This window comes from Mesorhizobium sp. M0802 (assembly GCF_040320115.1).
Lineage (GTDB): Bacteria > Pseudomonadota > Alphaproteobacteria > Rhizobiales > Rhizobiaceae > Mesorhizobium.
This window is the reverse complement of sequence record NZ_JAMYOY010000001.1, coordinates 1-22,024: the sequence shown is the minus strand read 5'-3', so window position 1 is coordinate 22,024 and position 22,024 is coordinate 1. Positions and strand designations below refer to the sequence as shown.

At 60.6% G+C, this 22,024-nt stretch carries 15 protein-coding genes and 1 pseudogene; 9 read left to right on the top strand and 7 right to left on the bottom strand.

The window, feature by feature from the left end; translation table 11 throughout:
- Positions 1-162 precede the first annotated feature (162 nt).
- Positions 163-2,169: a heparinase II/III family protein gene (locus NKI10_RS00080; RefSeq protein WP_352857898.1), complete on the bottom strand. Its 2,007-nt coding sequence runs from the start codon at positions 2,167-2,169 to the stop codon at positions 163-165.
- Positions 2,170-2,185: 16 nt separating this feature from the next.
- Here NKI10_RS00080 and NKI10_RS00075 point away from each other — a divergent pair, with 16 nt between their 5' ends.
- Positions 2,186-3,427 (top strand): glycoside hydrolase family 5 protein, encoded by a 1,242-nt coding sequence (locus tag NKI10_RS00075; protein WP_352857895.1) that lies wholly within the window; start codon positions 2,186-2,188, stop codon positions 3,425-3,427.
- 223 nt (positions 3,428-3,650) lie between these two features.
- Positions 3,651-5,540 (top strand): asparagine synthase (glutamine-hydrolyzing), encoded by a 1,890-nt coding sequence (asnB, locus tag NKI10_RS00070; protein WP_352857892.1) that lies wholly within the window; start codon positions 3,651-3,653, stop codon positions 5,538-5,540.
- 18 nt (positions 5,541-5,558) lie between these two features.
- Here asnB and NKI10_RS00065 read toward each other — a convergent pair whose 3' ends face one another.
- Positions 5,559-6,677: a glycosyltransferase family 4 protein gene (locus tag NKI10_RS00065; RefSeq protein ID WP_023671802.1), complete on the bottom strand. Its 1,119-nt coding sequence runs from the start codon at positions 6,675-6,677 to the stop codon at positions 5,559-5,561.
- Between the two features lie 168 nt (positions 6,678-6,845).
- Between NKI10_RS00065 and NKI10_RS00060 the strand changes: the two genes are divergently transcribed.
- Positions 6,846-8,285: a lipopolysaccharide biosynthesis protein gene (locus tag NKI10_RS00060; protein ID WP_023804770.1), complete on the top strand. Its 1,440-nt coding sequence runs from the start codon at positions 6,846-6,848 to the stop codon at positions 8,283-8,285.
- A 40-nt stretch (positions 8,286-8,325) separates the two neighbouring features.
- On the opposite strand, the gene NKI10_RS00055 is transcribed toward NKI10_RS00060, so the two are convergent.
- The 3 genes from NKI10_RS00055 to wecB are packed head-to-tail and all read right to left on the bottom strand — an operon-like array spanning position 8,326 to position 11,610.
- On the bottom strand, positions 8,326-9,129 hold the full coding sequence (locus NKI10_RS00055) for a WecB/TagA/CpsF family glycosyltransferase (RefSeq protein WP_031195422.1): 804 nt from the start codon (positions 9,127-9,129) through the stop codon (positions 8,326-8,328).
- Positions 9,126-10,463: a UDP-N-acetyl-D-mannosamine dehydrogenase gene (wecC, locus tag NKI10_RS00050; RefSeq protein ID WP_023686301.1), complete on the bottom strand. Its 1,338-nt coding sequence runs from the start codon at positions 10,461-10,463 to the stop codon at positions 9,126-9,128. Before wecC ends, NKI10_RS00055 begins: the two co-directional genes overlap by 4 nt.
- Positions 10,456-11,610 carry a non-hydrolyzing UDP-N-acetylglucosamine 2-epimerase gene (gene wecB / locus NKI10_RS00045; RefSeq protein ID WP_023733406.1) on the bottom strand — a complete coding sequence of 385 codons (1,155 nt, stop codon included), beginning with the start codon at positions 11,608-11,610 and terminating at the stop codon, positions 10,456-10,458. The genes wecC and wecB overlap by 8 nt, the downstream gene beginning before the upstream one ends.
- Positions 11,611-12,217: 607 nt before the next feature.
- On the opposite strand from wecB, the gene NKI10_RS00040 reads away from it, so the two are divergent.
- Positions 12,218-13,258 carry a glucosamine inositolphosphorylceramide transferase family protein gene (locus tag NKI10_RS00040; protein ID WP_352857887.1) on the top strand — a complete coding sequence of 347 codons (1,041 nt, stop codon included), beginning with the start codon at positions 12,218-12,220 and terminating at the stop codon, positions 13,256-13,258.
- A gap of 42 nt (positions 13,259-13,300) precedes the next feature.
- On the opposite strand, the gene NKI10_RS00035 is transcribed toward NKI10_RS00040, so the two are convergent.
- Complete coding sequence (locus NKI10_RS00035; RefSeq protein ID WP_352857884.1) at positions 13,301-14,404, bottom strand: acyltransferase family protein; 1,104 nt, start codon at positions 14,402-14,404, stop codon at positions 13,301-13,303.
- A gap of 379 nt (positions 14,405-14,783) precedes the next feature.
- Here NKI10_RS00035 and NKI10_RS00030 point away from each other — a divergent pair, with 379 nt between their 5' ends.
- The 5 genes from NKI10_RS00030 (at position 14,784) to NKI10_RS00010 (ending at position 20,985) form a co-directional block, all read left to right on the top strand.
- Complete coding sequence (locus NKI10_RS00030; RefSeq protein WP_352857881.1) at positions 14,784-16,046, top strand: VpsF family polysaccharide biosynthesis protein; 1,263 nt, start codon at positions 14,784-14,786, stop codon at positions 16,044-16,046.
- A gap of 220 nt (positions 16,047-16,266) precedes the next feature.
- Positions 16,267-17,865, top strand: coding sequence for a GumC family protein (locus NKI10_RS00025; protein ID WP_352857878.1), 1,599 nt, complete (start codon positions 16,267-16,269; stop codon positions 17,863-17,865).
- Positions 17,843-18,973: a glycosyltransferase gene (locus NKI10_RS00020; protein WP_352857875.1), complete on the top strand. Its 1,131-nt coding sequence runs from the start codon at positions 17,843-17,845 to the stop codon at positions 18,971-18,973. The genes NKI10_RS00025 and NKI10_RS00020 overlap by 23 nt, the downstream gene beginning before the upstream one ends.
- A gap of 171 nt (positions 18,974-19,144) precedes the next feature.
- Positions 19,145-19,873, top strand: a complete 729-nt coding sequence (locus tag NKI10_RS00015) for a N5-glutamine methyltransferase family protein (RefSeq protein WP_502897516.1) — start codon at positions 19,145-19,147, stop codon at positions 19,871-19,873.
- Positions 19,870-20,985, top strand: a complete 1,116-nt coding sequence (locus NKI10_RS00010) for a hypothetical protein (protein ID WP_352857869.1) — start codon at positions 19,870-19,872, stop codon at positions 20,983-20,985. The genes NKI10_RS00015 and NKI10_RS00010 overlap by 4 nt, the downstream gene beginning before the upstream one ends.
- Before the next feature lie 176 nt (positions 20,986-21,161).
- On the opposite strand, the pseudogene nadE reads toward NKI10_RS00010, so the two are convergent.
- Positions 21,162-21,941, bottom strand: a pseudogene (nadE, locus tag NKI10_RS00005) (NAD(+) synthase); the annotation flags it as partial.
- Between the last annotated feature and the right edge of the window lie 83 nt (positions 21,942-22,024).

Here is a 22,024-nt window from a genome sequence, read left to right as displayed (position 1 = left end):
GTCGCGAAGCACATATTGCCAGGCCCATCATATGCTGCCCGCAACTGTGTATCGGGATGCGACTGGCAGAACAATCATGGCCAAATTAGCAGATCAACGGTGTCAAAACCGCTAAATATCTGAACGTAATTAATGTCGAACGCTGCGCCTGCAACCTGCCCGTTATCGGGTCTGCGGCGGACTTGGCGCGAGCCGGATGACTACTCCCTTTTCGCCTACTTGGCCACGCCATGCGAGGCGTTCGGCTGGCTGCCTTGCACCAAAACGCGGCGAAACCCAGCCGCCCTGGCCCGGTGTGTCGCCGCCGGAACGGATGTGGATCGCTGCGTCTGGAAAGTGGATAGTCATCAAAGGTTCAGCGCCGCGCAATACCGTGACAATGTTTCCATCCCTGTTGGCGTGGAGGTCGGCGGCGAGTTGGAAGACGATCTCAGCGACGCGGCTGCCGCCGAGCAGTTGGTCGGTCACGAGGATGCCGTCGCCATCGCGTGTCACGGCGCGTTGATGCACAACGCCGAAGCGGCCTTTGTACCCGTCATGTCGGGCACACAGCCTCCAGTGCGGCCCCGGCTCGCTCTCCACCAATGTCGCAACCGCCTTGTGCGACCAGTTGAACGCCCCGGAGATGATGCTTTGGCTTTTACCCTCTAGGTTCAGCGTGTTGTGCGCCGGCGTCGAGCGGAACCAGTCGCGCCAGCCTCCCCCCGAACCATAGAGCCATGTGCCGGGGTCGACCAGCACCGGATCGCCGTCAATGCACAGGGTGAGCGACAGCGCGTCGGCATGACCGTGCGCCGCTATCGAAAGGTAGCCCAGCGGGCCGTGGTCGTATGTCAGATGGACGTTGCGACCATTCATCTCGCCGCGCCAGACGGAGAGCCCGCCTTGCGTGAACGTATGCAATCCATCCGGCACCGGCGCCGGCCGCGGTGGCGCGCCGAAGAAAAGCGCGCGAAAATCGCCAGGCTCCGGTGCGCTGCCCGGCATCCGTAGAAAACCATTGATGGCGGCCGCGACCGATCCGACATAATCGGTTTCGCCCCCCACCGTGATCACGCGGCCTTCATCATTGTCGCCGAAGCCGCTGGCTTTCGGCGGGAGCCAGCCTGCGAAATTGGCGAAAGCGGCCAAACGCGCTTCGACGGGCTGGGGAAAAGGCAGTCCGGCCTGGCGCGCCGCCGCAGCGCACAGCAGGAAAAGCTCGGCACTGAAGGCGGCGTAGGTCGGGGTCTGCTCGGCCCCGGCGCCATCGGCCAGGATCTGTTTGAGCACCTCAGCCAGGAGCGACTCGCGAGCCACCTCGGCCCCGAAAGCCAGACCGATCAGATATTCGCCAGCCAGTTCCGCGACGAGATGGTTGTTGGCGGACGAAAAACGGGAGGGAAACCGCGGCAGCCAATAGGCGCTTGCCGCCAGTATTTCACCGACTTTTTCTCGCGTCGCCGCGCCAAGCCGGTCGCCGACGAGGTCGAGCGTGACAATCAGGCTGATGGCTCGTAGCGCGACCTCGATGCCCGAGGCCCAGCCAACGCCCCGAAATGGTGGGTTGGCGAAATGCCAGCTCTCGATCGCCGCCTCGATGGCCGCACGGGATTGATCATCGCCGGTGAGAAGCAGATGGGCAGCCAGTGGCGGCAGTTGCTGCAGCCGGTTGATTTCCCAAACATATTTTACATCGCCACGGCCGGTGGCATGGCGAAAATCGATATCGAAAGTATGGGTCTTGGGGCCCGGCCAAAGCCGGCCGGTCACCGGATCAAGGCGCCAGAGCTCGGGTGGAAAGAGAGTATAGGGGTCTCGCTGTGGCCAGGTCTGCCCAAGTGCTGAAAACTGGCCTCGAAGAGTGTTTTGCGCAGCCGCCTCGATAGCTTGCCGCTGGGCTGGTGTCGCAGCGGCCGGCACAGCATTCCGCAATCCGTGCAGCACCGGGTGCAACTGCGGCGACGCATAGCGCTGCCAGCCGTTGTCGCGGCGGCGCGAAACGGTCCTCCGGCGCTGCTCGTCCAACCGATGCAATATCTCGGCCAACTCCATGCTGCGCAATCGGTTGAAATACCACCCGACCCTCATCCGCGCTCCGCCAAGATTTTGATCCTCATACACCATCCCGTCGAAAAAGCGTGTGGCGGCATCCTCTTTTCCGTTCCCGCGGTTAATATCTTCGGCCATGACGCGGAGTTTTGCGATGAGAAAAGTTGTCTACGTCATAGCGTGCGCGCTTGGCATGGCTATGTCAGCCGAGGCGGCGCCGATCCCGCTTGAGCGCGGCGTCGGCGTCCATGAATGGCTCAACTGGTCGCCGGTGGAGAAAGATGGTTCCTACAAATGGCCGCCCTATCGCAGCGAGAAGGAATGGCTTGCGGGCGGCAGGCCGCTCACCGATTGGCCGGACGGCGACCAGTTTGATCGCATTCGATCCATGGGCTTCGACTTTGTCCGGCTGAGTGTCGACCCTGGCCCTCTGCTTGCCAGCGAGGGCGCCAAACGACAACAGGCGCTGGACATGCTTGCCGCTGCGGTGCAGCGGGTCGTTTCAAGCGGGCTCAAGGTGGTTTTCGATCTGCATGGCGTCAGCCAGGTTCCGGCTTACAGCATGGAAATGATCTATGGCAGGGCCGACAGCGAGGGTGTTGCCCGCTATCGCAAAATGGTAGTGGCGGTGGCTGCCATGCTGATCAAAATTGGCGCCGACAAGGTCGCCCTCGAGCCCTATAACGAGCCCGCCTACTACCCTTGCGATTCAAGCGGCAGCGATGACTGGCAGCGGATCATGGCAGGCACGGTTCGCGATATTCGCGCCGTCAGCAGCGAACTCACCATCGTCGCGACCGGCGCCTGCGGCGGGAGCATCGCCGGACTGGTCAACCTGGACCCCAACTTCGACGACCCCAACGTCTATTACAGCTTCCACATGTATGATCCGCACAGCTTCACGCACCAGCGGGCCGATGACAAGAACGCTTTCTCCTCCGGCCTTCCCTGGCCTGCCGACGCCAGCACGCCCGAAGTGGTCGCCGAAACCCTCAAGGCGCAGATGGACGCCGCCGGCTTGAGCCAGATCGAAGAGGTGATGAACATGGCCTCGGCGCGTGAAACGATCGCCCGATACTTTGAGCAGAATTGGGGGCAGAGCCAGCTCGAAGCGGGTTTCCGTCAGGCGGTCGACTGGGCTGAAGCCCATGGCATAGCGAGCCGACGCCTGTTCGTGGGCGAATTCGGCGTTATCCTGATGTCTGCGGATGGCCGCATGGGAGCTTTCGATGCTGATCGCCTGCGCTATCTCATGGCAGTGCGCAGAGAGGCGGAACGTTTCGCGATGCCGTGGTCGGCCTGGGAATTCTCCAATCCTTACGGAATGAGTGTTATCCAACCCAAGGGGCCTGCGATCCCGGACCGGGAGATGTTGCGGGCACTGGGCCTGCGATAACTCGTCATCGGGTCAGGATCGGTTCGAGCGGTCTGCCTGGTTGCTGGCGATCAATCGCGTGGAAACCCAAGGACTGTCGTCTCCAGTTGCAGCCGAGAGGGCCTGATCGAACCAAATCAGGCTCAGTTTTAAAATCACTCCACCGAGCAGCTATTTAATATATTCGCTGTAGATTGGTGTCCTCGATCATACGCAAACAAGGGAAAGAGGGCCAAGGGAAAGAATGTGCGGAATTGCCGGCTGGATTGGGCGCAGGGTCGAGAAGCCACAAGATCGGGCCGTCGGGATGTCGAATGCCTTGCAGCATCGTGGTCCCGATGCCGAAGGCATCGAACTCCTGGACCTGAATACAGGCGAGGACCAGTTGGCATTGGTGCATCGCCGCCTGGCGATTATTGACTTAAACGCCGATTCAAATCAGCCGATGCAGACCGAGGACGGACGGCTCCGGATTATTTTCAACGGCGAAATATACAACTACATCGAGCTGCGTGAGGAGTTGATCGGTCTCGGCCACCGTTTTCGCACACGCTCCGACACGGAAGTGCTGCTCAGGGCTTATGACCAGTGGCGCCTGGCCATGTTCGACCGATTGAGCGGGATGTTCGCTTTTGCGCTGTGGGACGCTCAACGGCGCGAATTGATCCTCGCTCGCGACCCCTTTGGAAAAAAACCCCTTTACCTCATGCAAGGCAGAAATTTGCTGTCGTTTGCCTCGGAGATCAGCGCGTTGTTGTCTGCGCAGCCAGATGGCCAGCAACTCGATCTGGATGGAGTGCGCGAGTATCTGACCTGGCGTTACGTGCCTGGACCGCGGACGCTTTTCAAACAGATCCGCAAGCTCAACCCGGGAAGCTACGCTGTGTGGTCGCAAGGGGAAGTAACGGAAACGCGCTATTATGCGCCCCCGGATCAGACCGATCTGACAGCGGATATCGATCCAGGAACCGCCAAGCGACGATTTCTGGAATTGCTCGACCGTTCTGTCGAGATCAGGATGCGCAGTGATGCGCCGTTTGGCGCCTTTCTATCCGGGGGGCTCGACTCGTCGGCAATCGTTGCCCTGATGACCAGGCACAGCGACAACCCGATTCGTACGTTTTCGGTCGGTTTCAGCGAACAGGCTTACAGCGAGCTTCCATTCGCCCGGCGCGTCGCCGATCATTTCAAGACCGATCATTGCGAAATCGTCATCCAGGCGGATGACCTGATGAATCATCTGCCTAAGATGGTCCGCCATCGGGGGGCACCTGTTTCACAAAGTACGGACATTCCAATTTACCTGATGTCGGTTCGAGCCTCGCGGGACGTCAAGATGGTGCTTACGGGCGAAGGGGCGGACGAGATTCTCGGCGGCTACCCCAAACATCGCGCAGAGTCTCTGGCGGGTGTCTACCGGTCACTTGTTCCAGCGTCGCTTCACAACAATCTCCTCGCCCCTTTGATGCGCGCATTGCCCGGCGCATCGGCCAAGTTCGACATATTTGCCCGAAGCGCGGGTGAACGGGACTTTGCAACCCGGATGATCTCCTGGTTTGGAGCCATGACGGCGCGGGAACGCGATTCGCTCCTCGGTGGGTTGGCCACTTGCGGCCATGACCGCAACGATTTCCCGTTCTCTTCGAGTGTGACGGAATCCCATCTGCGCCGTGTGTTGTTTTTTGATCAGACATCGTGGTTGCCCGACAACCTCTTGGAACGGGGCGACCGGACGATGATGGCCGGTTCAATCGAGGGGCGAATGCCATTCCTTGATCGCGATCTGGTTTCCTTCGTCAGCCAGCTGCCCGATCGTTACAGGCTCGGTCTCCTGGGCAGCAAACAGATCCTGCGCGACTGCATGGCCGGCATGGTTCCCGACGAGGCCCTCAACCGGCCAAAGATCGGCTTCAAGGTGCCCGTCGCCGAATGGTTCCGCGGGTCGATGAGCGATTATGTACGAGACCATCTGTGTTCGTCCCATTCGGTCATCCGTAGCTATTTGAGCGCCAAGAAGCTGGACCAGATTGTCACGGAGCACGCCGAGCGCGCCGCGGACCACGAAAAACTGATATGGGCGCTTTTGAACCTGGAGATATTCCACCGCGAATTCGCGCTTGGCCCGCCGCAGTGACGACAATGAAGGACAGCGTCAGCGCTTGACCGATCGCGCCTCGGACGCGACCGATCTCCAGACATCGCAGATCGCGTCGACAAACGGTGCAAGCTCAAGCCTTTCCCGGTGCACCGCCATGGCGGCGGCGCCAAGCCGCGCGCGCAGCGCCGTATCCTCGACCAGCCGAGTTAACGCCTCGGTCAACGCCGCCACATCGCCGGGCGGCACCAACAGACCGGATTGTTCGTGGGTGATGATGTCCTCGACCGCGCCAACCGGGGTGGCCACGACAGCCAGGCCGGCCGCCATGCCTTCGATCACCGACATTGGCAGATTTTCGGCGAACGAGGGGAGCACCAGAATATCGGCCGAAGCGATCAGTGATGCGACCTCGTCAGGTCCCACCCAGCCCGGAAAAGCAATACGGTCGGCAATCCCTAGAGCGACCGACCTCGCTCGTGCCGGCTCGACCTCACCATCGCCGGCGATCGTGGCACGCCAACCCCTGAGATGTTTCATCCGCTCCAGCGCCTCGCCCAACTGCGGCACGCCCTTTCGCTCGCCGATGCGGCCGAGGAACAGGATGTGCACGTGATCGCCTCCGCCGACATGCGCCAGGGAAGGAACTGCCGTGGCGTTGGGAACGATGACAATATTGCCGCCGTTCGCCGGTGCCCGGCTGGCGACGAAATCGCGCCAAAGCCCCCCCAGGACAATCACCCGGCCGGCATGCTCGAACAGAGCCCTGATACGGCGGCTCATGAAACTATGATCATCTTTCCAGAATGTCTGATACTGCGCCCCATGCAGATGAAGGACATATGGTATCGACAACAGCCTGGCGCAGGCGGCGATCATCATCTTGCGATAGGTGCTGCCGGAGACCGATATATTGATGTGAATGACGTCGGCGCGTCTGTCGAGGCGGGCCGCAAGCATCCGCGCGCAAAAACCAAGCATGTAGAAGATCGAAAGCCCGACATGTCCCGGGCCACGGCTGGAAAGAAAGCGCAGATCGATGTCGGCGATCTCTTGCCGTTCGAACTCCTGCTTCAGCGCCCCCATGATCCGGTCGATGCCGCCTTGTCCCGAAACGCCCGAGGGCGTTGCGACCAGGACATGTATTTTTCTATTGTGGGCGAGACGCTGCAACATGACACCATTTGGATTGCGGATGCCGGGTGACCGTAAAGCAAAGGTTCCAAAAAAGATTTACGACAAATCTTTTGGTTCAAACTGTATCCGTTCACCCTTTGCCGTCATCATGCTGGAATTCCCGTCGGTCAACGATTAATCGACGGCAAATTTTCCGGGAACAACCCTTTGCTGCTCCGTTCCACACTCATCTATGGCCCAGCTATTCTGCTGACGCGGGTTTCCGCTCTGCTCCTGCTGGTCGTCATGACGCGGCTGATCGACCAGACCGAGTATGGCCTGCTGACCCTGGTGGTCACCGTGGGCGAAATGACGGATGTTGCCGTTACCAACTGGCTGCGCATAGCCTTGCTGCGGCTTGGCGGAAAAGGCGACGTCAGCCGTGGCAGCCTGATGCTTGCCGGACAGGTATTGCTTGTCACCACGGTGCTGGCCCTGATCATATCCGTGATCGCCTCGGCGGTGATCGTGCCGGAGCGCTGGATCGAATTTGCAATCGCCGTCTGCAGCTATCTGATTGCCGGCTCCATCAGCCGGTTCGCGTTGACGGTGCTGCAAATGCAGCAGCGTCATTCCCTCTATTCGATGCTTGAATATCTGCGCGGCCTGCTGCAACTCGCCTTGCCGATCGCCGCCATCCTTATCTTCCAACGCTCGTTTCTGACGGTATCGCTCGGCTCGAGCCTCGCCGTGCTGATTGCCGGCATCGTGGCGTGCGTGGTGGCATCCGGGCGCGTTATTGGCGGCCCGCCGCGCTTCACCCACAAGGAGTTTTTTGCCCTCGGCGTGCCCCTCGTCATCATGGCGCTGGTCGGTTTCGGTCTCAACAGCGCTGAACGCGTCTTCCTCAAGCTCTACTACGATGCCGGCGCGGTGGCTGTCTTCGCAGCCGCCTACGCATTGGCTCGGCAGCCGATCGATATGGTCGCCAACGCAATCAACATGGGCGCATTTCCAGAAGTGGTCAGCCGCTTCGACGAAGAGGGATCCGAGGCGTCCGGGCGGTTGTTGTCGCAACTCATGGCCTTGATGATACGCCTTTGCCTGCCGGTCGCAGCAACGCTTATCGCGCTCAGCGGCGACATCACGCGACTCCTGCTGCCCGCGGAATATCATGGTCGCTTCGGTCTGCTGTTTCCGATCATCGCCTTCAGCGTTCTTTGTGCCAATCTCACAAGCTTCGTTTATGGCGTCGTGGTGCACGCACATAAGCGGCCGTGGTTGCTGATCATCGCCAATTCCTTCGGCTCGGTGGCAACGATTTCACTGTCTTTTCTGTTGATTCCCACCATGGCGGAGGTTGGCGCGGCGTTGGCGTTGGCGGGCGGATCGCTGGCAGGTCTTGCAGCCTGCATCGTCATCGCCGAGAGGCTCACGCCGGTGCCGGTTCCCTGGCGCGACATCGCTGTCTCGGCCATCATTTCTATCTGCACCGGACTGGCCGCCAGCCTTGCCAGCACTGCGCTGGGCAATATGCCGGCGATCTTTCCGCTCGCGGCGGGCGGTGTCGCCGGCGCTGCGGCTTTCCTGGGACTGACCTGGTTGTTTCACCCCGCGGCCGTGACGCAGTTCATCGGCAAGCTAAGGGCACGGCTCCGGATCGCATAAATCCCGCGCAATGAGGCATGCTTGTCTGAAAGTCGCGAGCCTACGGATTGACGTTTCGGCGTCCCCGGCGAGACCAGAACTCACGCCACAGCAGCAGTGCATAGGCGGTGTTGGTATCGTAGTAGCGGCGCCACAAGCGTCGCGGCTCCTGTGCCACACGGAACAGCCACTCCAGGCCGGCCGCCTGAACCAGTTTCGGTGCCCGGGCGACCTTTCCACCATAGACGTCGAAGCTGCCGCCCACGCCCATGACGAAACTCGGAGCGAGTACGTCGCGATAGCGCTTGAGAAAGCGCTCCTTGCTCGGCGTCGGCATCGCCACAAACAGGCAGTCGGCACCTGAAGCGTTGATGGCCTCGACGATCGCGGCCTCTTCGTCCGCCTTGAAATACCCATTGCGCCTGCCGGCAATGGCCAGGCTCGGATGATCTCTGGCAAGTCGGCTTTCAACTGCGTCGAGAATGTGCTGTTCAGCGCCCAGAAGGTAGGGGCGATAGCCACGCCTGGCGCACAGCGCAAGCAGGTTGATCATGACGTCGACGCCGGTCACACGCTCCGGCAACTCGACGCCGCAGAGCCGCGCGCCCCAAAGCACGCCTTTGCCGTCGACATTGACCATATCCGCCCCGACGACATCCTCGCGCAGTTCGGCATTCTTGCGCATGTTCACAAGCTTGGCGACGTTCACGACAACATGATGAAGCGGCCGCCGCGTCGCCATCGCCTCGTCTGCGATGGCCAGCGTCTCGGCCATGGTCAGCGCATGGATGGTCGCGCCGAGAAACTCGCGGCGGCGTGATGCCAATAGAGAGTGTTGCGCCCATGCCGGGTCATGCGAGTTCATGCCGCTTCTCCGGTGCGAGCGAGAGACTGCGAGCGTTCCATTTCGGATTTCTTGCCTTCGATGCGGGCGTCGGGCTTGCGCGCCTTGCGCCAGGTCCACAGGCCCCGTGTGTCGACGAGCTTCTTGTCCTTGAGCGCTTCGGGATCGATCAGATTGAATTGTCGATGGTCGACCAGCAGGACGACGATATCGGATTGGTCAATAGCGGAAAGTGCATCGGTGAACATGACGCCGCTGCCCTCGAGCTCGTGTGGCAACTGACGCGCATTGGGCTCGGCAGCGACGATCTTGATATTGGGAATCTTGGACAGAAGCTTAACGACCTCGACAGCCGGGCTCTCGCGCATATCGTCGATATTGGGTTTGAAGCTGAGGCCAAGACAGGCGATCGTCTGCTTGCGGGTCGGGTCGAGCAATGCCTCGATGTCCCTGACCACCGACAAGGGTCGCTCGGAATTGATGCGCCGTGCCGAACTGATCAGCCGCGTATTGTTCGGTGCGGCGTCGATGATAAAATACGGATCGATCGCAATGCAGTGGCCGCCCACGCCCGGGCTCGGCTGCAGGATGTTCACGCGAGGATGCCGGTTGGCGAGATCGATTACCTCCCAGACGTTGAGCGACAGATCCTGGCACACCGCCGCAAGCTCATTGGCGAAGGCGATATTGACATCGCGGAACGCATTTTCGGTCAGCTTAACCAGTTCCGCGCTTTCGGCCTGGGTTATGAACAGGTCGCCGGCGACGAAGCTTGAATAGAGTGCCGCTGTCCGCTCCGAAGACTTTCGGGACAGCCCGCCGATCGAGCGATCATTGTTGATCAGTTCGGTCAGCACCTTTCCCGGCAGCACGCGCTCGGGAGAGTAGGCGACCAGGACGTCAGCTTCCTCGCCATGTGCGACGGGAAATTTGAGATCGGGTCGCAGTTCCGCGAGCAGCGCTGTCATGACACGCGTCGTACCGACCGGCGATGTTGATTCCAGCACCACCAGGTCGTCCCGTTTTAGCACCGGAGCGATGCTTCGCGCTGCCGCAAGCACGTAGCTGACATCCGGCTTGCGGTCCGGGGTGATCGGAGTTGGAACGGCGATAATATAGGCATCGGCCGGCTGAGGCGTACTGAATGCCTTGAGCTTGCCATTGGCGACGACTTTCTGGATCAAACCATCCAGGTCCGGTTCGATGATGTGGATTTCGCCGCGGTTGACCTTCGCGACCACCGCCTCGTTGATATCGACACCGATGACATCGAGTCCGCGGCTGGCAAAAATGGCACAGGTCGGCAGGCCGATATAGCCCATGCCGATAACGGAAACGGTTTTGATTTCAGCCATGATTCAGCAATTCCTCAACGATCCGGCTCGCAGCTTGGCCATTGCCGTATGGATTGTGCCTCTCCGCCATGCCGCGATAGACGCTCTCATCATCGAGCAGGCTATTGGCATTGGCCAGAATTTTTTCGATATCGGTGCCGACCAGCCGGGCAGTACCAGCGGCGATCCCTTCGGGTCGCTCCGTGTTTTCCCGCATCACCAGCACCGGCTTGCCGAGTGAAGGCGCCTCTTCCTGCACGCCGCCGCTGTCGGTCAACACCAGGTAGCTCTGTTTCTGCAGGTACAGGAACGGCAAATAGTCCTGCGGGTCGATCAGGTGGATGTTCGGCACCGTCCCGATTTCGGCCTCGACCACGGAGCGCACATTCGGGTTGGGATGGACCGGGTAGATGATCTGCACATCCCTGCGCGCCGACAATGCCTTCAGCGCGGTGCAGATTCTCTGGATGCCGCCATCGAAATTCTCACGGCGATGACCGGTGACGAGTATCATTTTCTTGGTCGGATCGATGAAGGGGAAACGAGCGGCGAGCTTGGCGTTCATCAGCTTGTCGGCATCGATCTCGCTGGAGAAATGCAGCAGCGTGTCGATAACGGTATTGCCGGTTACGAAGATGGTGTTCGCAGCCTTTCCTTCGGCGATGAGATTGTCGCGCGCCTCGGTGGTCGGCGCAAAATGCCAGGTGGCGATGTTGCCGGCAATCTTACGGTTCAGTTCCTCCGGAAAGGGAGAGTTGATGTTGTGGCTGCGCAATCCCGCCTCGATATGGGCAACCGGAATGCGCTTGTAGAAGGCAGCTAGAGCCGCGGTCATCGCGGTGGTTGTGTCGCCCTGGACGATGACGATGTCCGGCTTCGCCTTCTCCAGCACCCCCGCCATTCCGAGAAGCACGCGCGAGGTCACGTCGAACAACGTCTGACCTGGCTGCATGATGTTGAGATCGTAGTGCACCGGCAGGCCCGTCAGTTCAATGACCTGATCGACCATCTCGCGATGCTGGCCCGTCACACATATTTCCGTGGTAAAGCCCGGATGGGCAAGCGCGGCGCGCGCCACCGGAAAACATTTGAGCGCCTCCGGCCTCGTGCCGAACACGATCAGCAGTTTTCGCCTTGAGGGCAATCTCGGATGTGAAACGGCGTTCATGGTCGACCCTGGTCACCGAAAGCGTGGGCGCCCGGCTGACATGTGCTTTCAGCCTAACAATAGCGCCCTGAACCGCCTTCGTATTCAAAAAAATTAACGTATGATTAACGCTAGAGTCCGCAGCCCCCTTGGGCAACCCTTGCCAGGAACTGTGGGGAAAGATACCAGAGCAAGCCATTTTTTGCTTTAACGAGAATAACTTGGGTTGACTAATATTTTAATCATCGGCCACGCGGTCGGATCCCGGCGCTGGGAAAATGAGCTTTTTATGCGGTTGGATGCGGCAGGTTACGTGGTCTCGAGTTGCCACGCGCCGGCGGCGGCGCCAACCGCTCGGGGGCTGGACACTGTCTTGGCGATCGAGAGCCGGCGTTTCGGTCCCTCGCTGGCGGGCCGGTCCGAGCCGCTGCCGCCCATCGATCGCGGCCCTCCGGACCTCGTCATAGATCTCACTGCCAGCGCAACGGGGCAAGGCGCGCCAGTCCTGAGGCTCGAATTTTGCGGTCGCAACAGCTTTCCAGCCGCCGTTGCCGCAATGTTGGCGAGCGGACAATTGCCTGAACTTGGCGCTCGCCTCGATGGCGTTGTCGTGGCCCAGGCTAGACCGATGCTGACAGACAGGCTCTGGCTATCTCGAAGTTGCAACGACCTGCTCGCCGGCGCCATGTCGCTGATCATGCAAACCGTCGCCCGCTTCTTTGCGGGCAAGCTTGTGCCGGTAAGCGACAACCCGGTGCCGGTCCTGAAGAACGACAGTTTTGTTCGACACTATGTGCCCTTTTTTGGCAGGGCTTTGATCGATCGCGCCGTGCAAAAAATCAGGCGGGGACGACGCGCCTTCTATTGGCAGGTTGCCTATCGGGTGATCGACGGACCAGGCATCGCCGAAACCGGGCAACTCGACGGCAAACCGTTCACAGTCCTGCCGGACGATGGCCAACGCTTCTATGCCGACCCGTTCGTCTTCGAGGCCGACCGCCGCCATTATCTGTTTGTCGAGGAATTCCCCTACGCGACGAGTCGCGGCGTGATTTCCGTCGCCGAGCTCGGTGACGATGGCACTTTCGGTGTTCCAAGGGTTGTATTGGAGGAAGCGCACCACCTGTCGTATCCGCAGGTGTTCACACACGATGGCGAGATTTTCATGATCCCCGAAAGTGGTTCGGCTCGCGAACTTGTGCTCTATCGCGCCGCGCAGTTTCCCGACCGCTGGGTCCGCGACACGGTGCTGATGGCGGACAGGGATTTCAACGACGCGACGCTGCTCGAATCCGACGGTCGCTTCTGGCTGGTTGGAACGGAGCGGTTCGGCTACGGCAGCGCGTCGGACACGATGGCGGTCTATTGCGCACCCTCGCTGCGCGGGCCATGGGTCGCCCATCCGCTCAATCCCATTGCCGTCGATCATTCGGCCACCCGGCCGGGCGGCGCCTTTATCCGCCACGACGATGCCCTGGTGCTGCCGGTGCAGAACGGATCGAGGGCCTATGGCGGTGGTCTGGGGCTGATGCGGCTTGAGCGACTCGACGCGTCCGATGTCCGTTTTGCCTCGCCCCGGCCGATCGGCGCGGGTCGGGCATGGGCACGCACGGGCATTCATACGCTTAACCGCGCCGGCAATGTCGAGGTCGTGGACAGCGCGGGCTGACTGAAGCGCTGAAAGCCGTGAGCGTCCCGTTGCGTGGCCTGCTTATTTGTTCTCCGTGGCAATATGAGGAAGCGGTGTGTTTCTCGTCTTCCTTCTGCCGTTCAGGGTCTGAAGAATCGGCTTCTCGATCATCTCGTAAATCACCAGACTGACGAGGCAGGCTGCCACGATGCTGACCACCGACACCAACAATACCGTTGTCGGATGCTCGTATCCGACGGTGCGTCTGGCCAGGTACGCCACAGCGCCGATCACGAAGATATGCGACAGATAAAGCGCGTAGGAAGCGTCGCCCAACTGCTCGAGAAGGCTCCAGTGCTTGAGTTTCGGCTCCAGAATGAGGCTGAGATGAAGCAGGCCCGCCGCCCACATTGCTTGTCCCGCGAAGCTGATCTGACCCAAGAGCGGCGTACCGTCATCGACGAATGAAAGCACCACGCCTGCAGCGGTCATTACGCCGATTATCCAGGCATGGCGTATGTCGGAAGTGAAATCACCGTCCAAATAGCGCCGCCCTATCCACATACCGATGACGAATGCCACCGGAGAAGGGTTGAGATAGAACTGGATAACAGGGTTGGTGGGAGCCAGCCACAGCCCGGCTATCCACATCGCAATGAAAAAGACCGTCAGCACAAATACGCGCGAGGTCACGGACAGGAATGCGAACACCGCAAAAGCGATATAGAAAAATACCTCGTAATTAAGCGTCCAGCCGAGTGAAAGAATTGGACTGGCGCTATCCCGTCCAGGCGCTTCGTGAACAATGAAGAGGAGCGACTGAAGATAGTGGGGCCATGTAAAGACGGTCTTCTGGAAGAGACTTGGCGCGAGCGCCGCCAGAACCGCGGCGAGGCTGGTGAAAAGCCAGTAAAGGGGGATGATCCGGATTGCTCGGCGTTTCAGGAAGGTGGCAGCGGAAAACGGACCATCTCCCGTAATATGGACCATTATGAAACCGCTGATGACAAAGAACAGAACGACGCCCAGGCGGCCCGCCGTCACAATAATCAGATTGTCCACGCCAATCTGATAGGAAAAAGCGTGTGCGAACAGAACCAGCAAGGCGGCGCAGGCGCGAAGATACTGAATCGAATAGAATTTCTTCACCTTGATCTCCTGCGCTTCGCCGGCGCCTGATGCCATTGTGCGGTCCACAGGCATCGCGTCGGGCGCCGTGCAAAGCATCGCCATCAATACGACCGGCCAATTAAGTGTGGGTTACCGACTTCACGAAATAGCGTAAATCCGGCTGCCGATGCATGTCGCGCAAGTGCATTGCGTGCATTCGTTCCCTCTCGGCGCACTTTGGTGAGATTTCAATGAGCGGTGTCCGGCTTTTCGACAAAGCTGACATGTGGCGGCCCATGCCGGGCATCGCCACTGTTAAGATCGGGTTATCCATATTCCTTTACGTTCGTGCAGGAAAATGTACCCGGGGGTGCGTTCGTCCCCTGCCATCTCAATCGCAAGCCGCAACGCTGGTCGGATAATCGTGAGTGTCACCCCCACAGAGCAACAGTTCGTGACCGCGCAGGCCAGCCGCCAAGACGCCCTCACACTCCTGTTCTTTCTCCTCGCGGCCTTCGCTTTCCTGCTCCGCTCGACCATCTCTCCGCAATTGATGAATATGGTGATGTCCTATTCGACGGAGGGGGGGTCGTTTCCCGAAAAGCTGCATATCGGGACCTATGCGATCTTTCTGCTGCTTGTCGTCATCGCCACGACCCGGCCAATTCGGCTCGAAGGCGATGAAGTCAGGCTGTTCAAGGCGACATTGTTATATTCGCTGCTGCTGTTGTGGCTGGTGCCTTATCTCTTCGTGATAGGCCGTGCCGGCTCGGCCGGCTTCATAATCGATTCCTATCTGGTCTCTTGTGCCGCGGCGATGATCATGCTTGCCCTGGGTGACCATGTGCGCAGGGCGCTTGGCAATGTCATCGTCGGCATGATTGTCCTCAGCGCCATCATCGGAACGATCGAGGCCGTCACCCAGCATCGATTCCTGCCCTATCCCCTCGTTGAGCTGGACTTTCGGCCGATCGGACTGTCGGCCCATCCGCTGGCGCTGGGCGCGCTTTGCACCACCGCCATAGGTTTCGTTGCATTGACGCGGTGGCGTATCTGGGTGTGTGCGCTTTGCATCTTCATTCTCTTCATCGGCACGGCCGCTTCGGGCGCGCGCACCGCCCTGCTGCTCGCTTGCGGCGAGATCCTGTTCCTGCTCGTGTTCCTGCCTTGGCCGGACTTGTCACCCAGACATCAACGCCAGGCCAAACTCCTGGTGCTGATGCTGACGCTGGCCGGTGGCGCCATACTGATTGCGATACTCTTTTCGGCGGGGCTGCTGAACCGCTTCAGCAATACGCTCTTTGATCAAAATTACGACGCGCGCGTCAAGATCTACGATGTATTCAAGTTCGTTGAATGGAGGGACATCCTGCTTGGCATGAATCCCAACCAGTTGTTGAAGATCGTCAACGAAAAGCTCAACCTCCCCTTCATCGAAAGCACGCCGGTCGTTCTTACGCTTTTGTTTGGCCTGCCGATCGCCTTGCTCTTCGCGTTTGCTTTCTTCCGGTTCCTTTTCAAGCTCCTGCGCAATACGCCTCGGGCCGCCCATATCGCAGCGGCCGCGTCCATTCTCGCGGCATTGTCAAACAATGCCCTCTCTTCGAAGGCGCCGGATATCATGCTGCTCGTCATCTTGTTGCTCGCTTATCGAAAGCCGGATGGGCGCCAGACCGGCACGCCCCTTCAAGGCCAACCAGCATCAACAGCGACATGACGCCAAAGCCCGCTCCTTGTGGATGCCCTCGCAACGACCTCTTGCATCTTCCATTTGAAACGCCTGCGCGCTTTGCCAGGCTACGACGGGCGTGGCAGAATACCGACCAACGGTGGATAGATCGCTGTTCAAGAACGCGCCTGACACGCCTGGAAAATGAAATATTAACGATGTTTCCGTAAAGCAGGCTGTGCGTATTGAATATTAAAGGGTTAGCATGATGTCCGCCGCTTCCGGTCCTCCTCCAACCGCGGCCGCCGCCGGCATTAGCCCCTATGAACGGATCGAAAATGCGCGGCGCGCCAGCCGGCCAAAGCCGCAACAAACCACGCCGATCATGGCACATGCGGCGGCACCCGCTGTAACGTCGGCCCCTGTAACGTCGGCCCCTGTGTCGCCTGCACCCGTGGCGCCGCCTGTAGCCGAGCCCGTCACGACGGTGACGCTCAACAAGATCGGAACCTTTCTCGAACTCGATTTCGGGCGTCTGTTTGTCTGGCTGCGCGCCGGCCTCGCTCTGGTATGCCTGCTGGCAATCGTCGGCGGGATCGTGGGCGGTGCCTACGCTCTGCTGAGCAAGCAGCGCTACACCGTGACCACGGACATCCTCATCAATCCCGCCAATCTTCAGGTTGTTCCGAATGATCTTTACCCGCAATCGGCCCAGGTCGATGGACAGTTGCTCAGCGCGCGCAGCAAAGAGCGAATCTTGACCTCGGGCAGCGTGCTTTCACGTGTTGTAGACGATCTTGACCTGGCCAGTGACCCGGAGTTCTTCGACGCGGACCGTAGCCGCACAGGGACGGACGGCGCCAAACCCGATCCAAAGCTTACCGCCCTGAAGAACCTGGCGGAACGGGTTAGCAGCATCGCGGATGAAAAGTCGTTTGTCACGACCTTGATGGTATCGGCGGAAACCCCCGCTAAGGCGATCCTGATTTCGCAGGATATCGTCAAGACTTTCCAGGAAGAGCTGGCCAGCGCCGAGGCTTCCGGCGCCAGCCGTGCCGCGGCCGCGCTGGACGGGCGGCTGGGCCAGCTCAAGAGCGATGTGCAGGCGGCCGAAGAGAAGGTCGAGGCCTATAGGCGCAGCCACAATCTGGCCACCAGCAATGGGCAGCTTGTTTCCTCGCAAACCATGACCCAGCTCAACGGCCAGATCGTGGAGACGCAATCGCGCGTTATCGCCGCGCAGGCAAGTTACGACGCCCTGCTTGCCGCCGGCGCAAACGGCACCAATTCCGGTCCCGCCACGTCGGAGGCGCTTGTGGCGCTGCGCGCAACGGCCAACGGCCTGCGCCAGCAGATCGATTCGCAGTCGATGACCTTTGGCCCCCGTCATCCGTCGATCGTCAGGCTGAAGACGGAGTACAACACGGTCAGCGCGCAACTCAGCGCCGAATACGCGCGCACCCTGCGCCTGGCGAAGGTCAATCTCGATGCCGCCAAAACCTCGTCGGCCTCCCTCAATGCCAAGATGAATGACTTGAAGGGCAACGTGTTCTCGGATAGCGATTCCGAGGTCGCCTTGCGTGAGCTTGAACGTGACGCCGCGTCGAAGACGGCTATCTATGAGAGCTTCCTGTCGCGGGCACGCCAGATAACCGAGCGCGAACAGATCGACAGCACCAATGTGCAGGTGATTTCCACCGCAGTGCCGCCAAAGGGCCGTTCATGGCCCCCGCGCACCGTCGTGATGATCGGCCTGGGGGCCATTGGCGGCATGATCCTCGGCATGTTGCTCGCCATTACCCTGGGTATCGTGCGCGACATGCGGCTTCCGCCGAACCGCCCGGATGTCATTGCCAGCCGCGCCTGAAATGGCGAAGCGGATTGTCTTTCACATTGCCAGCCTCAGGGGCGGCGGCGCCGAGCGTGTGTTCGTCCTGATGGCGAACGAGCTGGCATCGCGCGGCCACAACGTCACGCTTTTTACCTGGAACGCGCAGGGGCCCAATGCCGCCCTGCTTTCGCCTGCCGTGCATCTGGTCGATTTCGGCCTCCCCATTCGCGGCGAGGGTTATGGCAAGTGGGCGACATTGAAAGGCATCGTGCGAAGCGCGGGCCTGCTTGGCCGCCTTTCTCCCGACGCGATCTACAGCGCCCCGGAATTCGCCAATCTGGTCGTGGCGCTGGCGCTTTCCCTCGCGCGAAGCAGGGCGCGGTTCTTCCCGAGTTTCCACGCCGCCGCCTCACTGCCTTCCGGCAGCCTTGGCGCGAAAATGGCGGTCTGGCTTTCGGCCCTGGTTGCGGCCCGTGCCGACAGGGCCATCGCGGTTTCTGAGGGCGTCGGCGGCGATCTTGTGGCCCGAGGCTTCCCGAAATCCAAGGTCGTGGTCATCAACAACCCGCTGCCGCCGGCTGCGGCATCCCAGCAACGCTCCTACGCCTGGCAGGCAGAGCTCGCGGCGATGGGCGACGGCCCCGTCATCATCACCGCCGGACGCCTAGTGCCCGTTAAGGATCATTGGACGTTGCTGCGGGCCTTCGCTGTGCTGCGCGCCGGCCGCCGGGCTCGGCTTGTCATCTTCGGCGAGGGTCCGCTGGGCGACGAGTTGCGCGCCTATGCCGAAGAATCCGGTATCGGCGCAGACGTTCTGTTTGCGGGCTATGTCAATGATCCGGCGGCCTGCTACGCCGTAGCTGACTTGTTCGTCCTATCATCGACCAGCGAGGGCTTCGGCAATGTTCTCGTCGAGGCCATGGCAGCGGGGATTCCGGTGGTCTCCACGGACGCGCCGCACGGCCCGCGCGAAATACTTGATGACGGCCGCTTCGGCGCCCTGGTGCCGGTCGGCGATGCCGCGGCCCTGGCAGTGGCGATGGCCGGAATGCTCGACCAGCCGACAACCGCCGCGATCCTGAAAAGCAGGGCGGCGGATTTCGAAATTGAAAAGATCGGAGACCGGTACGAGGCGTTGCTCTGAATTAGCGCATGGATCGGCTTGCGGCGGCACAGGAATTCGCCATCGATGAGACAGGACGCCGCCAACATAGGCCGGTTACTCCCAATCCAATCATGATATTTAATATCAGTTTACCCAGAGTTGGTAACAACAGGGAACCCGCGTTTCATCCCCTCAGCATAGGGAATTTCCTTGCCGCAGCATCACAGCCTTCCTGCCGGCCGTGCAAACGATCGCAATTGGCCGAGATTGCACCGCCTCATGCGGGTTGAGCTGGAACTCGCGCCTGACGTTCTGGTGCCGCGAGCCGAAACGGAACTGCTTGGCCGGACGGCCGCGGCCATTCTTGGCGAACAGGCGCACGAAACGATCCTGATCGACATGTGCTGCGGCAGCGGCAATCTTGCCGTGGGCATCGTCAGCGAATGTCCTCGGGCTCGGGCATGGGCGGCGGACCTGACCGACAGCACGGTTTCGCTTGCCCGCCGCAATGTTGTGCGCCTCGCCCTGCAGGACAGGATCAAGGTCCGGCAAGGCGACCTATTTGCCGCGATCGAGGGTGACGGCCTCCACGGCGCTGCCGACATGGTCGTGTGCAACCCGCCCTATATTTCGTCGTCCCGTCTCGAAAGCGAAAGCGCGCATCTGTTGGAGAACGAACCTCGGGAAGCTTTCGACGGCGGCCCTTACGGTATTTCGATCCTCCAAAGGCTGGTCCGGGATGCCGCAGCTTTCCTCATGCCAGGCGGATGGCTGCTGTTTGAGTTCGGCGAAGGTCAAGATCGGCAGATAGCAACCCTTTTATCGAGAACGAAATCCTACGAAACCCCAACCTTTGCCGTGAAGGCCGACGGCCAGCCCCGTGTCGCCATGGCGCGCAAACATGGTGGCCGGGTTCCCGGAACCGGGAGCCCGACGTGAGCGTCGTCCGCGCCCTCGATCAGGCCGACCTTGCGGCCGTCGCGGGCATGTTTCAACGCATGCTGCGCAAGAAGCGGGGGCCAGCGCCGGCCTCCCTCGTCGATTACATGAGGCGGTTTTATCTGGACGCACCCGACTGGGGCAGCGGGCTCCGTTCGCTTGTCCATGTCAATGACGCCGGCCAGGTTTCCGGGTTCGTCGGCGTTCATGCGCTGCCGATGAAATTCAACGGCCGGCAGCTCTACGCTGCCATCTGCAGCTCGCTGATGGTCGAGGATCACGAGACCGATCCGATGGCCGGTGCCCGCCTGTTGAAGGCCTTCCTCGATGGTCCGCAGGACATCTCCTTCAGCGAAACCGCCAATGATACGTCCGTGAAACTGTGGACGCGGCTTCGCGGCGTGGTGCTGCCGCAATACAGCCTTGACTGGGTTCGCGTGATGCGGCCGGCGACCTTCATGCTCAGCCTTTTTGCCAATCACATGAAGCTCGCCTGGATGTTCAACCCGCTCGCCCGGATCGTCGACCGGCTCTACCTTCGCAAAATGAAGGGCAGTCAACGACGCTGGACCGGCGTCGTCGCCAACGCATCGAGCCGGGGGGCATTTCGGACCTCCGAGATCGACAGCGGCAGCTTTGCGGGGCTGCTGGAGCCGCTTTGCGCCCAATCTCCGCTACGTCCGCAGTGGGCGGAAGGTCAGCTCAACTATATTCTGGGCGATGCGGCGCAAAAGCCGGATTTCGGAGAGCTTGTCTACGTGTCGGTGGCATCGCCGAACGGCGCCAATGTCGGCGCTTTCGCCTATTACGCGCGACCGGACGCGATCGGCCGCGTGCTGCAGGTCCTCGCTCTTCCCGGCCAGGCCGGGCCGGTGATCGATTGCCTGGTCGAGCATGCCGCCCGGCGCGGTGTCTCCGGCTTGCGCGGCCGCGTCCAGCCCGCACTTCTGGAGGCCATGCTTGTAAGACGCATAGCCTTCATACCGGTCGCCTCGACCGTCGTGCATTCACGCGATCCCGAGCTTCTGGATGCCATGAAGAACGCGCAGGTCTTTCTGAACGGGCTTGCGGGCGAGCAGTGGAGCCAGTTGATCGGCGGCCGCTTCACCTGAAGCGTTCCGCCTAGAGCAATTCCAGGAAAGGGTGCGCGGTTTTCCGTCCCCAATCGCGTAAAAACAAGAGCTTAGAGCGCCTCGCATGAAATCGGGTTCATGCGAGGCGCTCTAAGTTTTTCTTTGATGCATGTCGTATCGCAAAACCGGATCACTTTTGCTCGATATGCATCAGGTCAGGAGCCGACTTCGTCCACGCCGCCAACGAGCTGCGGGCGCAGGTGCAGATAGCGCGTTGCCTTTCGCTTGGCGGCGATGTCGGCCCAGACGCGTTCGATCTGTGAGGCGGTCAATCCCGCCGCTTGCCCTACCACCTCGGCGGACACGCCGTTGTTGAGGCCGTAGAGACACAGATCCATCCGATCGTAAGGCAGGGAGAAGTAGAATTCTTCCTGCGTCTGTGCCAGCGAGTAGGTGTCGGTGGTCGGCGGCCGGTTGCGGACCTCTTCCGGAATGCCGAGATAGGCGGCTAGCGCATAGACCTGCGTCTTGTAGAGATGCGCGATCGGCTTGACGTCGGCGGCGCCGTCGCCGTTCTTGACGAAGAACCCCTGGTCGTATTCCAGCCGGTTCGGTGTGCCGAGCACGGCGAAGTTCAGCCGGTCGGCATGATAATATTCGAGCTGCTTGCGGGTGCGCTGCTTCATGTTGGTGGCGGCAACGATGCCGAGATAGACCGCCACCGGCATCCGCAGTTTCGTCTGCTTGTCTTGCGGGTCCTGCACCACCAGCGAGGAGATGTTGTAGCCCTCGCCTTCGAGCACGTTCGCGATCACGATCTTTGAGGCCCAGCCCTTGCCATAGTCCGGGACCATTTCGCGGATGAAGGCGTCGCGGCGTTCATAGCAGCCCATTGCCCGCAGGGTCGGCCCGATATCCTCCACAACGGCCTCGACGCCGAAAGTGTCGGCGACCAGATGGCCGAGTCGCAGGCTTTCGGGGTCGGAATCGCTTTGTAACGCGCAAGATCGGATGGCATCTCTGGCAAAAGGTGAGAGACCCCGCCAGAAGCCGCCAAATACCAAGGGTCAGGTAGAGA

Coding starts and splice junctions, on each gene's coding strand:
- NKI10_RS00080 (WP_352857898.1), bottom strand. CDS start 2,169: ATGGCCGAAGATATTAACCGCGGGAACGGAAAAGAGGATGCCGCCACA.
- NKI10_RS00075 (WP_352857895.1), top strand. CDS start 2,186: ATGAGAAAAGTTGTCTACGTCATAGCGTGCGCGCTTGGCATGGCTATG.
- asnB (WP_352857892.1), top strand. CDS start 3,651: ATGTGCGGAATTGCCGGCTGGATTGGGCGCAGGGTCGAGAAGCCACAA.
- NKI10_RS00065 (WP_023671802.1), bottom strand. CDS start 6,677: ATGTTGCAGCGTCTCGCCCACAATAGAAAAATACATGTCCTGGTCGCA.
- NKI10_RS00055 (WP_031195422.1), bottom strand. CDS start 9,129: ATGAACTCGCATGACCCGGCATGGGCGCAACACTCTCTATTGGCATCA.
- wecC (WP_023686301.1), bottom strand. CDS start 10,463: ATGGCTGAAATCAAAACCGTTTCCGTTATCGGCATGGGCTATATCGGC.
- wecB (WP_023733406.1), bottom strand. CDS start 11,610: ATGAACGCCGTTTCACATCCGAGATTGCCCTCAAGGCGAAAACTGCTG.
- NKI10_RS00040 (WP_352857887.1), top strand. CDS start 12,218: ATGCTGACAGACAGGCTCTGGCTATCTCGAAGTTGCAACGACCTGCTC.
- NKI10_RS00035 (WP_352857884.1), bottom strand. CDS start 14,404: ATGGCATCAGGCGCCGGCGAAGCGCAGGAGATCAAGGTGAAGAAATTC.
- NKI10_RS00025 (WP_352857878.1), top strand. CDS start 16,267: ATGTCCGCCGCTTCCGGTCCTCCTCCAACCGCGGCCGCCGCCGGCATT.
- NKI10_RS00020 (WP_352857875.1), top strand. CDS start 17,843: ATGTCATTGCCAGCCGCGCCTGAAATGGCGAAGCGGATTGTCTTTCAC.